The 12,634-nt window shown below is 70.3% G+C and carries 12 protein-coding genes and 1 pseudogene; 8 read left to right on the top strand and 5 right to left on the bottom strand.

Annotation, left to right across the window (positions count from 1 at the left end):
• Positions 1-34: 34 nt before the first annotated feature.
• Together BX283_RS01115 and BX283_RS01110 are read left to right on the top strand one after the other, a co-directional pair.
• Entirely contained in the window at positions 35-277 is a 243-nt protein-coding gene (locus BX283_RS01115; RefSeq protein WP_101392068.1) for an acyl carrier protein, read from the top strand.
• Positions 278-489: 212 nt separating this feature from the next.
• Positions 490-1,251 (top strand): SDR family NAD(P)-dependent oxidoreductase, encoded by a 762-nt coding sequence (locus BX283_RS01110; RefSeq protein ID WP_101385812.1) that lies wholly within the window; start codon positions 490-492, stop codon positions 1,249-1,251.
• On the opposite strand, the gene BX283_RS42340 is transcribed toward BX283_RS01110, so the two are convergent.
• On the bottom strand, positions 1,200-1,784 hold the full coding sequence (locus BX283_RS42340; protein ID WP_101385811.1) for an SDR family oxidoreductase: 585 nt from the start codon (positions 1,782-1,784) through the stop codon (positions 1,200-1,202). The two genes, BX283_RS01110 and BX283_RS42340, sit on opposite strands and share 52 nt — an antisense overlap.
• Before the next feature lie 491 nt (positions 1,785-2,275).
• Here BX283_RS42340 and BX283_RS01100 point away from each other — a divergent pair, with 491 nt between their 5' ends.
• The gene (locus tag BX283_RS01100) at positions 2,276-3,532 is read left to right on the top strand and encodes an MFS transporter (protein WP_101385810.1); all 1,257 of its coding nucleotides are present in this window, start codon (positions 2,276-2,278) and stop codon (positions 3,530-3,532) included.
• A 595-nt stretch (positions 3,533-4,127) separates the two neighbouring features.
• On the opposite strand, the gene BX283_RS01085 is transcribed toward BX283_RS01100, so the two are convergent.
• Complete coding sequence (locus tag BX283_RS01085; protein WP_180356991.1) at positions 4,128-5,732, bottom strand: ABC-F family ATP-binding cassette domain-containing protein; 1,605 nt, start codon at positions 5,730-5,732, stop codon at positions 4,128-4,130.
• Between the two features lie 202 nt (positions 5,733-5,934).
• Here BX283_RS01085 and BX283_RS01080 point away from each other — a divergent pair, with 202 nt between their 5' ends.
• Complete coding sequence (locus tag BX283_RS01080; RefSeq protein ID WP_101392065.1) at positions 5,935-6,258, top strand: hypothetical protein; 324 nt, start codon at positions 5,935-5,937, stop codon at positions 6,256-6,258.
• Positions 6,259-6,421: 163 nt separating this feature from the next.
• On the opposite strand, the pseudogene BX283_RS41230 reads toward BX283_RS01080, so the two are convergent.
• Positions 6,422-7,065: pseudogene (locus BX283_RS41230) on the bottom strand (IS3 family transposase); the annotation flags it as partial.
• Between the two features lie 416 nt (positions 7,066-7,481).
• Here BX283_RS41230 and BX283_RS41225 point away from each other — a divergent pair.
• Positions 7,482-7,679: a hypothetical protein gene (locus BX283_RS41225; RefSeq protein ID WP_257581657.1), complete on the top strand. Its 198-nt coding sequence runs from the start codon at positions 7,482-7,484 to the stop codon at positions 7,677-7,679.
• A gap of 935 nt (positions 7,680-8,614) precedes the next feature.
• On the opposite strand, the gene BX283_RS01065 is transcribed toward BX283_RS41225, so the two are convergent.
• Positions 8,615-9,226 carry a TetR/AcrR family transcriptional regulator gene (locus BX283_RS01065; RefSeq protein ID WP_101385808.1) on the bottom strand — a complete coding sequence of 204 codons (612 nt, stop codon included), beginning with the start codon at positions 9,224-9,226 and terminating at the stop codon, positions 8,615-8,617.
• 60 nt (positions 9,227-9,286) lie between these two features.
• Between BX283_RS01065 and BX283_RS01060 the strand changes: the two genes are divergently transcribed.
• The gene (locus BX283_RS01060) at positions 9,287-9,700 is read left to right on the top strand and encodes a VOC family protein (RefSeq protein WP_101385807.1); all 414 of its coding nucleotides are present in this window, start codon (positions 9,287-9,289) and stop codon (positions 9,698-9,700) included.
• A 35-nt stretch (positions 9,701-9,735) separates the two neighbouring features.
• On the opposite strand, the gene BX283_RS01055 is transcribed toward BX283_RS01060, so the two are convergent.
• A complete protein-coding gene (locus tag BX283_RS01055; RefSeq protein ID WP_101385806.1) occupies positions 9,736-10,668 on the bottom strand; it encodes a LysR family transcriptional regulator in 933 nt (310 codons plus the stop codon).
• Between the two features lie 70 nt (positions 10,669-10,738).
• Here BX283_RS01055 and BX283_RS01050 point away from each other — a divergent pair, with 70 nt between their 5' ends.
• Both BX283_RS01050 and BX283_RS01045 read left to right on the top strand, forming a co-directional pair.
• Entirely contained in the window at positions 10,739-11,626 is an 888-nt protein-coding gene (locus BX283_RS01050) for an SDR family oxidoreductase (protein WP_101385805.1), read from the top strand.
• A 73-nt stretch (positions 11,627-11,699) separates the two neighbouring features.
• Positions 11,700-12,629 (top strand): SDR family NAD(P)-dependent oxidoreductase, encoded by a 930-nt coding sequence (locus BX283_RS01045; RefSeq protein WP_101385804.1) that lies wholly within the window; start codon positions 11,700-11,702, stop codon positions 12,627-12,629.
• The last annotated feature ends 5 nt before the right edge of the window (positions 12,630-12,634 follow it).

Below are 12,634 nucleotides of genomic sequence, written 5' to 3'. Positions count from 1 at the left end.
CTCACGCCGACCCCATCCCACGAAGGAGGAACCACTGGTGAACGACACCGACCTGCTCAACGCTCTTGCCAAGATTGTCGAAGAGGTCGCCGGCGTCGACTCCGCCGAAGTGACCGCCGAGAAGTCCTTCACCGACGACCTCGACATCGACTCCCTGTCGATGGTGGAGATCACCGTGGTGGTCGAGGACGCGTTCGAGGTGAAGATCCCGGACGGCCAGGTCGCGGAGTTGAGGACGGTCGGCGACGTGGTGCGCTACATCGCCAACCACCGGTGACCGCTGCCGGACGACCCAGCCGCCGCACGGCTCGGCGCGCTCCGGTTGTCGTTGGCCGGTCACCTGTCCTGGTCGTCTGCGCAGCACGGTGCCTGCCGTACGTATGTGATCGACGAGTGCTCGATCAGCCCACGGACCGTTTCCCATACGAACAAGACCGCTTCGGGAGGATGCGCCGTGCGCAGAATGGTTCCGCATAGGGGCGGGCGGCCATGAGCGTCCTCGATCGCTTCCGGCTCGACGGTCGCGTCGCCGTGGTCACCGGGGCCTCCTCCGGGCTGGGTATCGCCTTCGCTGCTGCGTTGGCCGAGGCCGGCGCTGATGTCGTGCTGGCGGCACGGCGCACCGAAAGGCTGGAGGCCGTGGGCAGGGCCGTCGAGAAGCTGGGCCGCCGGGCCGTCGCCGTGCGTACCGACATTGCCAAGCCGGAGGACTGCCGTGCGCTGATCGAGGCAGCTGTGCAGGCACTCGGGCGGGTGGACATCCTGGTCAACAACGCCGGGATCAGCAGCGAACAACCCGCGCAGGAGGAGAGACCGGAGCAGTTCCGCGAGGTCATCGACATCAATCTCAACGGCTCCTACTGGATGGCCCAGGCCGCGGGCGCGGTGATGGCGCCCGGTAGCGCCATCGTCAATGTGTCGAGCGTGCTGGCGCTGGTCACGGGCGGTCTGCCGCAGGCTGCCTACTCGGCGTCGAAGGCCGGGCTCCTCGGGCTCACCCGCGATCTCGCCCAGCAGTGGACCGCCAGCAAGGGCATCCGTGTGAACGCCCTCGCGCCGGGCCTGTTCACCTCGCCGATGACCGACGGCTATGCCGACGGCTACCTTGAAGCGATGATGCCGCGGGTGCTCTCGGGCCGCATTGGGCAACCCGAGGAACTTGCCGCGGCCTTGGTCTTCCTCGTCTCCGACGCGGCGTCCTACGTCACCGGCACCACCCTGGTGGTCGACGGGGGCACGCACATCGCATAGGGCCACGCAGCGCGGACCGCGCCGGTCATGCTGAGGGGCCGCCACCGGGTGGCGGCTGACGTCCCATCAACCGCCTCCCGTCGACCAGCGCCACAACAGCTCCTGTGACTGACGTGTGCGGCGAGATCACTGAAGAGGAAGCGTTCCGCGGCCGCGATCCTCTCTGGCGGAGCAGCGCGTACCACCGGAATCTGCGACTGGATGTGTTCATATTGTTGATCAGTGAGCGGCAGGGTGATGGCCGTCTCGGCACCACCGGGCGCGAACACGTCGGCGGTGACGCCGCAGGTGCCGCGTGTGCGGGTGAGTGTGCGGGTGAGTCGGCCACGTCCGGCCCTGGATACCGCATGCCCGGCCTGAGGGTGTTGCCTGCCCGGTGCTGTTCCCGGCGAGACGAAGGCCAGTCGGCCTTGCCTGGCGCGCGAGATGGACGTGGACGCGTGCCTCGCCACGCGCAATGCCGCCGTCAGGCTGGTGTCCCCGGTGGTGAAGTCGTTCTCGTCCGTCTGCGGGAGGAACACAGCGCGGGGCATGGAGGTATGGGTGACGAGGGGCCGTGCCGGTGTGCGCCGCGCCTCAACGGCAGCGAGGACGAGGGTATTTCACGGGCGCTGCGGACGCGCGTCGCATCACCGGGCTCGGGTTGGCAAGCATCGCGGCTGCCCAACGGGGTCGTCCGTGCCTGTGCCGGGGCGCGGACACGGAGACTTGTTGGGCTGCGGAAGGCGATGTGGCGGGGGCAGCCACCGGGTGGGGCTGGACATCGGTGCGGTGCGCACGTCGCCCACCATGGTGGCGTTCCGGCCCCAGGCAGCGACAAAGCGTGGGTCTTTGGCACAGGGCCGGGCGGGGTGTCGGCCTTGGACCTTTCGTGTCGACCGGTGGGTACTTGTACGTGTCTGGTTTTCGGCACTTGCCTGCCACCGACCCAGTGGGGAAGGCCAGGCCCGTTACACGGTCCGGCGTTGAAGCCGGGGAGTCCTGCACTCGGGGCCAGTCCACTCGGCAGTCCGGGGGGTCGGCGATGACGACGGAGCCGACCGCCCCTGCTTTTCCGCGTGAACCGCTGGGCGATCCGCGTCTACGCCACCTGGTCGTGGGTGAAGGGCTGGCGGCCGTGGTCGATGCGCTGTTCCTCATATGGCTCACGCTCTTCGTGCTCGAACTGTCACAACCCGGGATCGCCACGGGGCTGGTTCTCGTGGCCGTGGCGCTGCCGCGAGCAGCGCTGCTGCTTCCTGCGGGAGTGCTGGTCGACCGGATCGGTCCCGCACGTGTCGTGGCCAGTGCCGCCTGGCTCCGGGTCGCGGTCCTGCTCGTCCTCGGCGTCCTGGTCACCTCGAACTCGCCATCGGTGATGGCGGTCGCGCTGCTCGGCGGGCTGCTCGGTGCCGCCGACGCGGCGTACTTCCCGGCGGCCCTGGCGTTGGTGCCTGCCGTCGTGCCGACCGAGCGGCTCTCCCGGGTCAACGCGCTGGTGCAGGGAGCGGAGTCGGGGGGCGATCTGGTCGGCCCGGCGGTGGCCGCCGGAGCCATCGCCGCAGTGGGCTTCAACGCGACCCTCGGTGTGATCGTCGCGTTGGCCGCGTTGGCTGCCGCCGCGCTCAGCAGGCTCATCCGCGTGGTGCGACGTGACGAAGGTGCCGGGGACGATGCCGGTCCTGACGTCATCGACGGCGAGCAGCACAGCAGTGCACGTGCCCTCGGCGCGGGTTTGCGATACGCCTGGCATGAACCGCTGGTGCGGGGAATGCTGGCGGCGATCGCCCTGATCAACATCACGGTCGTGGGCCCGGTGCTGGTGGGCGGCGCGGTGCTCGCCGATCAACGCCTCGGTGGGGCCGGGGCGTTGGGCATCGTGCTCTCCGGTTTCGGTGCCGGATCATTGGCCGGGTCCCTGATCGCCGGGTGGCGGCCGCCCGCCCGGCGCGGCTGGACCGTGGTCGGCGGGGTCGCCGCGATCGGGGCGGGCATGGCTGGACTCGCCGCCGTCGCCCATGTGATTGCCGCGACGGCGGTCGTCTCGCTCATCGGCCTGGGGTCCGGTTTCCTCGGGGTGGTCATCGTGGCGACGCTGCAGGAGCGGGTGCCCAAGCAACTGCTGGGCCGAGTGCTGAGCCTCGTCGTGCTGGCCACGGTGGCGTTCGACCCGTTCTCCTACGTGCTGGCCGGCGTCCTGCTGCCGTACGGCACGACGGCGCTGTTCCTGGTCTGCGGGAGCGCCGTCCTGGCGTGCGCCGCCCTGGTCGCCGCGAGCCCAGCGATCCGGTCCCTGCGTTGATCTTCTCCTTCCACCCTCCGAAGCCATGGACCCGGCCGCCGGCCGAGAGACAGCCCTGCGTGCGGTGGCCGAGCTGTCTCGCCGTGCCCAGGAGGCCGGCCGGCCGCGTCCCGGCTTTGTCGTCGACGGTCTGATCCTGGTGCTCATGGCCCATCGGGGCGTCCAAGACGTGCCGAGTACCACCGACTCGCGGCCTCTCGCCGCCGAGGGCCTGGTCCCGTCCGCGGCGGGCGCTGGGTCCGAACCCCTGCGGGCCGTGCAGGAGTGGTATCAGGTTCGGCCGTGCCAGCAGGTGGCCGCGCAGGTGTCAATCCGCCCGCGCTGTGGAGATTTTCCAAGCGGCCAGCCCCAGAGCGGAGGCGGCCAGGTGGTCGTGTTCGTAGTCGATCGCGCTGCGGTACCCGCACACGCTGTGTAGTCGACGGGTGCTGTAGAACCCGGAGATCCACGTGGCGACCTTCAGCCGGGCCTCGGTGCGGGTGGCGAAGGTGATCGACGGCCGCCTGGGGGCGGGGAGGTGGAGCAGCCTCTCGCCGGGAGCTGCTCCACTGCCTGTCCGCCGGACCGGGCCAACGACCGGTGGATACGGAACGGGTCAGGCGAGGGCGACCAGGTCGCGGTAGTCCTCGCTCCACAAGTCCTCGTCCGCGTCCGGCAGGAGCAGGACCCGGTCGGGGCGGAGGGCGTCGATGGCGCCCTCGTCGTGGGTGACCATCACGATCGCGCCGGGGTAGGCGCCGACGGCCGCCAGGACCTCGGTGCGTGAGGCCGGGTCGAGGTTGTTGGTCGGCTCGTCCAGCAGCAGAACGTTCGCACCGGAGTGGACCAGGCCGGCCAGGGCCAGCCGGGTTTTCTCCCCGCCGGACAGGACGCCGGCGTTCTTGTCCACGTCGTCCGCGCCGAACAGGAACGCGCCCAGGACCCGTCGGGCCTCGCCGTCCGTCAGATGCGGAGCGGCATCCGACAGATGCTGGCGGACCGTGCGGCCGCGGTCGAGGGTGTCGTGCTCCTGGGCGAAGTAGCCCAGCCGCAGCCCGTGCCCGTGAACCACCCGCCCGGCGTCGGGCTGCTCCACGCCGGCGAGCAGCCGCAGCAGGGTGGTCTTGCCCGCGCCGTTCAGGCCGAGGACGACCAGCCGGCTGCCCCGGTCCACCGCCAGGTCCACACGGTCGAGCACCCGGTGGCTGCCGTAGGACTTGGCCAGGCTGACCGCGCCCAGCGGCATCCGCCCGCACGGCAGCGGTTCGGGCAGCCGGATCCTGGCCGTCCTCTCCGTGCGGCGGCTCGGCTCCACTCCCGCCAGCATGCGGTCCGCGCGCCGGGCCATGCTGCGGGCCATGACTGCGGTGGCCGAGCGGGCCTTCATCTTGTCCGCCTGCGCGTGCAGGGCGGCGGCCTTGCGCTCGGCGGCGGACCGCTCCCGCTCCCGTCGGCGCCGGTCCGCCTCACGCTGGGCGAGGTGGGCCTCCCAGCCGGTGTTGTGGATGTCGATCGTCGCGCGGGTGGCATCCAGGTGGAAGACGCGGTTGACCACAGCGGCGAGCAGGGCGGTGTCATGGCTGATCACCACCAGACCACCCCGGTACTCCCGCAGGAAGGTGTGCAGCCAGGCGAGGGAATCGGCATCGAGGTGGTTGGTCGGCTCGTCCAGCAGCAGTACGCCGCCGTGCCCGGCGAACAGGATCCGCGCGAGCTCCACCCGGCGCCGCTGCCCGCCCGAGAGGTTGCCGACCGGCTCGGCCAGTACCCGCTCGGGCAGCCCCAGCCCGGCCGCCACGCGGGCAGCCTCGGCCTCGGCCGCGTACCCGCCGCCGGCCTGGAAGGCTGCCTCCGCCGCGGCGTAGGCATGCATCGCCCGCTCCAGCTGGTTGTCGCCAACGGCCTCGGCCATCGCGGCCCCGGCCGTACGCAGACGGCACAGCGCAGTATCCAAGCCACGAGCGGACAGGATCCGGTCGGTGACCGTCGTCGCGGGGGCGGCGGCGCGCGAGTCCTGCGCGAGGAACCCGACCGGGCCGGTGTGCGTGATCGTCCCCGTGGCGGGCCTGGTACGCCTGGCCAGGGCGGTCATCAAGGTGGTCTTCCCCGCCCCGTTGCGGCCGACCAGGCCGATACGGTCACCAGGGGAGACGGTGAAGGAAATGTCCGAGAGCAGCAGGCGGGCGCCTGCGCGCAGCTCGACATCGCGAACAGTGATCATGGGGTAACGCTCCGAGAAAGCAAAAGGACACACTTCTGGCGTGGAAGCGGGTCCTCAGCTAGGAAACTCGGGGCGTAGACATACGTCTACCGTAACCGACACCGCGGGGGCACACGCTCGCGGCTCGTGAGAAGGGGAACCGGCCGAAGGGTGTCGCGTCCGCGCCGTGAAGTTCGGCGGTGGTGGGAGCAGAATCGTGGGGGTGGAAGCGCATCAGCCGCCCGAGACGACTGCCGATAGTCATTTCGTCGTGATCGGAGGCAGGAAATGGCGGGCGACCGATCCCTTGATCCCTCCGGATGTCGCTGCTCGTCTTCGGCGTCACCTCATGGCGGCTCGTCGCGCGGTGCGATCCGCGACGACTTCCGGCGATGCGCGGGCGGAGCGGGCAGCACGCGCTCATGTGCAGCAGGCGAAGGTTGCACTGGGCGAACGCGGCGTTCGGTGGTGGGAGCAGACGGGTGACGAACGCCGGCACCGCTGGGAGGAAGGCCTCGCGAAGCTGGATGCGGACGAGCACGCCTGAGGGGGGCCGGGGGCCGGGGGCGGAACGAACGACCGCGACGCGATGGTCCAGCAGTTCTTGCACGGCAGGTCCGATAGGAGGCCGAGGCGGAAGGGACGCCCCCGATGGCGTGGTCGGTCTCCTCCAGGTGATCGACGCCGGCCACCTGTCTCCTCGGCACTCCTCACCATCGAGATCGCGATCTACGGCTGGAGTACCAGGCTGTCGGCGCTAGTTCCTCGCGGGTGGCCCACACCCGGCGGTCGAGGACGTTCTTCTGCAGCAGGCTGAAGAAAGACTCCATGGCCGCGTTGTCGCCTGCCGCCCCGACCCGCCCTATCGAGCCGGTCATCCGGTGACGGTCGAGGGCCTGGACGAACTTCCGGGACCGGAACCGCGATCCGCGATCGCTGTGCAGAATGCACCCGTCGACGTGGTCGCGTCGGGCTACGGCGTTGTCCAGAGCGGTCACGGCCAGCGGAACTTCATCCGCGCGTCGATGGAGTAGCCCACGATCCTGTTGCTGTAGACGTCCTTGACCGCGCAGAGGTACAACTCCCCTTCACCGGTGGCGTGTTCGATGATGTCCGCGAGCCATAGCCGGTTCGAGCCGGGTGCGGTGAATTCACGGCTCACGAGATCGTCGTGCACCGGCGGGCCGGCCTTCTTGCTCCTGCCGCGCTTCTTCCCGAACACGCTCCACCAGCGGTCGTCCCAGCAGATCCGCCACGCGGTCCGGTCCGCCATCCCGGCCCCGGCACCACGGGCTTCATCGGCGAGGAACCGGTAGCCGAACTCCGGGTCGTCGCGGTGGGCGTCGAACAGCGCGATGCGAACGACACCGGCGGCGTTGAGGGAGGCAGTCCGCCCTGATATGCCCGCCGCGCATTACGGCGTAGGCGGCGTGATCGTCGCAAGTGTGGTCGTGGGCTGCTTCGCGGGCCCCGCTGTGGCGGGCCTGCGGCGCGCGAGGTCAGGCTGATCGGTTGGGGGGTGAGTGAGTGTTCAGTCGGTTCGGGATCACCGTGTTGTCGCCGGGGCCTCGGTGGCCTTGTCAGGTGCGGTTGTGGGTGGATGGCTGCGACATAGTGGAAGCGGCCGTCGGCGAGGGTGGGCGCGGGCCGTTCGCGAGGGACGTGCTGCGGACGGACCGCCCCAGTCCGCTCGCGACTTCCCGCACAGGCCGCCGCTTGAGGCTGGGCGAACCCGAGTGCACCGGCGGCTGCTGCGGGTATTTGTCCGCAGTGGTGCAACGCCGCGGAGGGGTGGTGGTGTGGTGCGGCTGGGAGGGGCCCTACCGAGACCGGCTGCCGCTGGATTTCCACTTCGACGCCGATCAGTACGACGCCGAGCTGACCCGTGCTGTCACGGACCGGTCATGGGAGATCCACACCGACCCCACTTGGCGCTTGCCGACCAGCGCCGACGACACAGGGATCTGAGCAGGGGGTCTGCGCGGCTCAGCTCGGCGGCAGTAGGTCTTTTGAGGGCCCGCCATGAGGGCTCGCCAGTCAGCCCGACGTCTCCGCGCTCCCGGCCCGTCCTCCCCGCCGGGCGGGCGCCCGCCAGCAGTGGACGGCCCCTGACCTCGCCGAGCTCGCCCGCCGAGCCGCCCGCGACGGATAGCACGAACCCGGCGGACACCGCGTTGAGCGACCTGGGGCGCACACAGATCCGCATACACGTGTCCCCGGAGGCAGGCATCCGCTACTGGCGGATGTGCAAGCACCCGGCCCGGTAGCCCCGTCGGCCCGGGGAGCCCGGGCCGATATGAAGGCCTGGAGCCGATCCGGGGCTTCATGTCGTGCAGCCGCACCCACCGGCCTCTGGCGCTCTCAGCGATCATTCACCGGGCTCGCGGCGGGGGATGGCCCGCAGCATCCGGCGCTGCTGCAGGTATGCGCGGCGGTCTTGCCACCAGGCCAGCCGGTCGGTCGAGTCCTGCGGGAAGAGCAGCTGGAGTGCTCCCAGGCTCAGACTCAGGGCAAGACAGGCGACGATGCACCAGGCCGGGGCCCCGACCAGGGCCTGAGCGAGACCAGCTGGACGGTGATCCCTCCCGTCCCGCCTTGCTCGTACGCGGCCCCTCCGCCGGCAGGGCCCGCTCGCCGCATGCTCAATCCGCCAGACCAAGTGCCATCCGCCATTTCGAGTGCTCAGTCACAACGGTTCGGGCCTTCACGCAGTGGCGCAGCGCGTGCCGGGGCAAGCGCGCCGTTTTAGTCTGGCGGTTGTGGGATCTCACGGGCCGTGTACCAAGACGATGCTGCGACCTGTGACTTCAGCTTGTGTCGCGCTCCGTGTCCCGGTGGGTCGGTCTCACGAACGTTGCCCTCCTTGCCCTGAGGCTGCGCGCCAGGGTTCACCTTTCAGGCGATCACGAGCGGTCGTCCTGTCTCGCGATTGCCCGCGCCGTGCGAGCGGCTTTCTCCTCGGTCTCAAAGAGGGCGGCGTTTCCCACACCGAACAGGCCCTGCCGCAGGAAGACGGCCAGGCCGTGGGCGGCAGCGGCGACCCTGAGCAGCAGGTCGAACGCGGCGTCCGGGTCTGAGATGAGCTGTCGGGCCACAGGCAGTAGGAGGCGGGCTACCTCGTCGCCTGCCGCGGCCAGTTCGGCGAACCTGGACTTGTCGAGGCCGGCATTGAAGGTCGCATCGAACAGAGCGGGTTCCTCGGCGGCGAATCTGACATATGCCGCCGCGAAGGACGCCAGTTGTTCGACGGGGTCTTCGATGCCCGTCACGGCCGCGGCGAAGCGACGGCGTTGTTCGCGGTAGCCCTGTGTGGCGAGTTCAGCCAGCAGCGCGTCCCGGTCGGCGAAGTGCTTGTACGGCGCCGCGACACTCACTCCGGCCCGGCGGCTCGCCTCGGCCAGGGTGAAGCCGTGCGGACCTCGCTCGCCGACCAGCTCCAAGGACGCCTGCAGAAGGGAGTTACGCAGGTTGCCGTGATGGTGGCCGACGGGACGTCGGGTAACTGGAGGGGCCATGCCCGATAGGTTAACATCGCTTACCAGGTAAATGCCATTAACCATGGGGGTCGGGTCGTTATGTCCGTTGCTCGCATTCACCACATCAGCCTCTCGGTCGCGGACCTTGCCGCGCAGGAAGCCTGGTATGCCGACGCGTTCGGGCTCACGCAGGTGGAGGAGCGCCTGGAGCTACCTGAAGCGGGAGTCCGTACCGTCGTTCTGAGTGATGCGGCGGGCCTGCGGGTGGAGTTCGTCGAACGGTTCGGTTCGCGCCCCGTCTCGCACACCGATGCTTTTGCCGCCACCGCCGTGCAGACCTTCACTCACCTGGCACTTCAAGTCCCGCATCTCGACGACGCGTTCGCCCGCCTGACGCAGGACTGCGGGGCCGCTGCGGTCTCCCAACCTGCGCCCGGCGCCAGTAAAGGCATGCGCTACGCGTACGTCGCCGACCCGGAGGGGAATCTGCTGGAGCTGATCGAGACGTCCTGAGTGGTGCGCGTCGGGCCGGCGCAGCACGGCAGTACTCAAGCAGTGGGATGGGGCGTGTGAACCTCGAGTGCCGTCGCGCGAAGGACGGCGACCGTCCGTGTCACGGCCGGCGTTGACGGGTGAGGCAGGCGGGCCAGGAGTAGGCGCCGCTGTTCTTGCGGGCCGCCGCGGACGGGGAGGACCCGCACGCCGGGGGGTACTGCGGAGACGAGCGAGGCGGGGAGGGTGGTCAGTCCGCACCCTGCGGCGACGAGATGAAGTTTGGCCAGCCAGTCGCGGGCGGTGTGGGCGATCTCGGGGCGCTCGTCCAGGCCCGGCCACACGCCCATCAGGCGGTCCTCTCCTGATGAGGGGCCGGCGATCCAGCGCTGTCCCCGCAGTTCGGTCACGTCTACGTAGGTGCCGCGGGCGAGGGGGTGTGTGGCGGGCACCGCGAGACGCAGCGGGCGTTCGGTGAGTGTCTGCAGTGCCAGTGGGGGCGACTCGGTGTCCGGCGCGCGGAACGGTGGCGCCGAGGCGAGCAGGGCCAGGTCCAGGCTGCCCGCCCGTAGCGCGCGGACCAGGGCCGGAGTGCCGCCCTCGCGGCCGACGACCTCTAGTGCGGGATCGCTTTCACGCAGTGTGGCAAGGGCTCGGGGTACCAGCACGGCACCGGCGCTGGGCACCCACCCCAGCCGGACCGTTCCGGTCTGCTCCGGCAGGCCCGACAGTTCCCTGGCGGTCGCGGCGATCTCGTCGAGCACGACCGTTGCGCGGCGCATGACGACGCGACCGGCGGGCGTGAGCCGGGCCCCGTCGCGCCGCCGCTCCAGCAGTTCCGCGCCTGCCGCGCGCTCGATCGCGGCGATCTGTCGGGAGACCGCGGACTGGGTGTAGCCGAGCGATGCCGCGGCTGCGGTGAAGGTTCCCTGTTCGGCCACGGCCCGCAGCACGCGCAACGCAGTCAGTGACACATCCGTGAAGTCCATGATGGTTACGCATGCTAGCTGTTCCAAACTCTCGTTGGACTCATGGATGACGGGTTCCTAGCGTGGATGCATGACCACTTCACGCATCGCCCTCGTCACGGGCGCCAACCAGGGGCTCGGTCGGGCCTTCGCAGAGGGGCTGGCGGCCCGCATGGATCCGCAGGACCTGGTCCTGCTCACCGGTCGCAGTCAGCAGCGCGTGGCGCACGCCGCCCGGGACGTCGCGCAGCTGCCCGCCACCCGTGCCCGGGTCGAGGGCCGGGTCCTGGATGTTACGGACACCGACGCCATCGCCCGTCTCGCCGAGGACCTGCGGGGCCGCCACGGAGGGGTGGACATCGTCATCTCCAACGCGGTCGCCCGATTGCTCCCCGAGGAGTCGCAGTCCGAGCTGGCCGATGAGTTCATCGATGTCTCCAACACCGCCACGCACGCGATGCTGCGCTCCTTCGGCCCGGTGCTGCGTCCCGGTGGGCGCCTGCTCGTCGTGGCCAGCAGCCTGGGGACGCTGGGTCACCTCGACGGCCGTCTGCACCACTTGTTCGACGGCGCGAGCCTGGACCAGGTCGAGTACGCCATGGAGTCGTGGCGCAGCGCCATCCACCACAAGACCGCGCAGGAGGCCGGCTGGCCGCTGTGGCTGAACGTGCCCTCGAAGGTGGCCCAGGTCGCCGCCGTGCGCGCCGTCGCCGCCGAACGCCGCGCCCGGGACCTGGCAGACGGCACGCTCGTCGCCGCTGTCTGCCCCGGCATGGTCGACACGGCGACCTCGCGCCCATGGTTCAGCGACTTCAGCCAGGCCCAGTCGCCCGCCCGGGCCGCTGAGGCCGTCCTCGATCTGGTCTTCGCGGAGCACGTCGCCCCGGAGCTCTACGGCGAGTTGGTGCGCTTCGGCAAGGTCCTGCCCTGGTACGACGGCACGCCTCCGGTCGAGCAGGACGCGATGCTCGTGCCCTGACCGCACCGGCTCTTGCCCGCCCGCAGCGCCCCTGGCCGCTTTACCGTCCAGCCTTTTCAGCAAGGAGCCCCTCATGAGTGCCCTCACCACCCCGTTCGGTTTCGTCAGCACCGCCGGCGAGGTCGTGTCAGGTGTCGATCTCTCCGGCCGCCGCGCCGTCGTCACCGGCGCCTCCTCCGGCATCGGGGCGGAGACGGCCCGCGTCCTGGCGGCCACCGGCGCGGCCGTCACCCTCGCCGTGCGGGACGTGGCGGCGGGCGAACGCGTCGCCAAGGGCATCACCGGATCGACCGGCAACCAGGACGTGCGGGCTGTGCATCTCGACTTGACCGACCCCGCTTCCATCACGGCCTTCACCGCCGCCTGGCATGGCCCGCTGCACGTTCTGGTGAACAACGCGGGCGTCATGGCCTGCCCCGAGCAGTACACCGAGCAGGGCTGGGAATGGCAGTTCGCCACCAACCACCTGGGCCATTTCGCCCTCGCCAGCGGACTGCACAGCGCGCTGGCAGCCGACGGCAACGCCCGTATCGTCGTGGTGAGTTCCACCGGCCACCAGCAGTCACCGGTCGTGTGGGACGACGTCAACTTCGCCTTCCGCCCCTACGACCCGTGGCTCGCGTACGGACAGTCCAAGACGGCCAACGTCCTGTTCGCGGTGGAGGCGACCCGACGCTGGGCCGACGACAACATCACCGCCAACGCCCTGATGCCGGGCGCCATCTACACGAACCTGCAGCGGCACACCGGCGGCCGGGGCAGTGGCCGCGTCCCCGCCGAGCTGATCAAGACCGTGGAACAGGGCGCCGCCACGTCAGCGCTCCTGGCCACCTCGCCGCTGCTCGAAGGCATCGGCGGCCGTTACTTCGTCGACTGCAACGAGACCGAGATCGTAGACCGACGCTCCGGCACCCTGCACGGCGTCGCCCGCTACGCGCTCGACCCGGCGGGCGCGCGGCGCCTGTGGGACCTGTCGCAGGACCTGATCGCCAGCGCAGCGTGATCGAG

Origin of the sequence: Streptomyces sp. TLI_146 (assembly GCF_002846415.1) — a bacterium.
In the GTDB taxonomy this organism is placed as follows: domain Bacteria; phylum Actinomycetota; class Actinomycetes; order Streptomycetales; family Streptomycetaceae; genus Streptomyces.
The sequence above is the reverse complement of the archived record's forward strand: the minus strand, read 5'-3'. Positions and strand labels throughout refer to the sequence as shown.

What these genes read in the sequence shown, in the direction of transcription:
- BX283_RS01110 (WP_101385812.1), top strand. Translation starts at nt 490, where the DNA reads ATGAGCGTCCTCGATCGCTTCCGGCTCGACGGTCGCGTCGCCGTGGTC.
- BX283_RS42340 (WP_101385811.1), bottom strand. Translation starts at nt 1,784, where the DNA reads ATGCCCCGCGCTGTGTTCCTCCCGCAGACGGACGAGAACGACTTCACC.
- BX283_RS01100 (WP_101385810.1), top strand. Translation starts at nt 2,276, where the DNA reads ATGACGACGGAGCCGACCGCCCCTGCTTTTCCGCGTGAACCGCTGGGC.
- BX283_RS01085 (WP_180356991.1), bottom strand. Translation starts at nt 5,732, where the DNA reads ATGATCACTGTTCGCGATGTCGAGCTGCGCGCAGGCGCCCGCCTGCTG.
- BX283_RS01065 (WP_101385808.1), bottom strand. Translation starts at nt 9,226, where the DNA reads ATGGCCCCTCCAGTTACCCGACGTCCCGTCGGCCACCATCACGGCAAC.
- BX283_RS01060 (WP_101385807.1), top strand. Translation starts at nt 9,287, where the DNA reads ATGTCCGTTGCTCGCATTCACCACATCAGCCTCTCGGTCGCGGACCTT.
- BX283_RS01055 (WP_101385806.1), bottom strand. Translation starts at nt 10,668, where the DNA reads ATGGACTTCACGGATGTGTCACTGACTGCGTTGCGCGTGCTGCGGGCC.
- BX283_RS01050 (WP_101385805.1), top strand. Translation starts at nt 10,739, where the DNA reads ATGACCACTTCACGCATCGCCCTCGTCACGGGCGCCAACCAGGGGCTC.
- BX283_RS01045 (WP_101385804.1), top strand. Translation starts at nt 11,700, where the DNA reads ATGAGTGCCCTCACCACCCCGTTCGGTTTCGTCAGCACCGCCGGCGAG.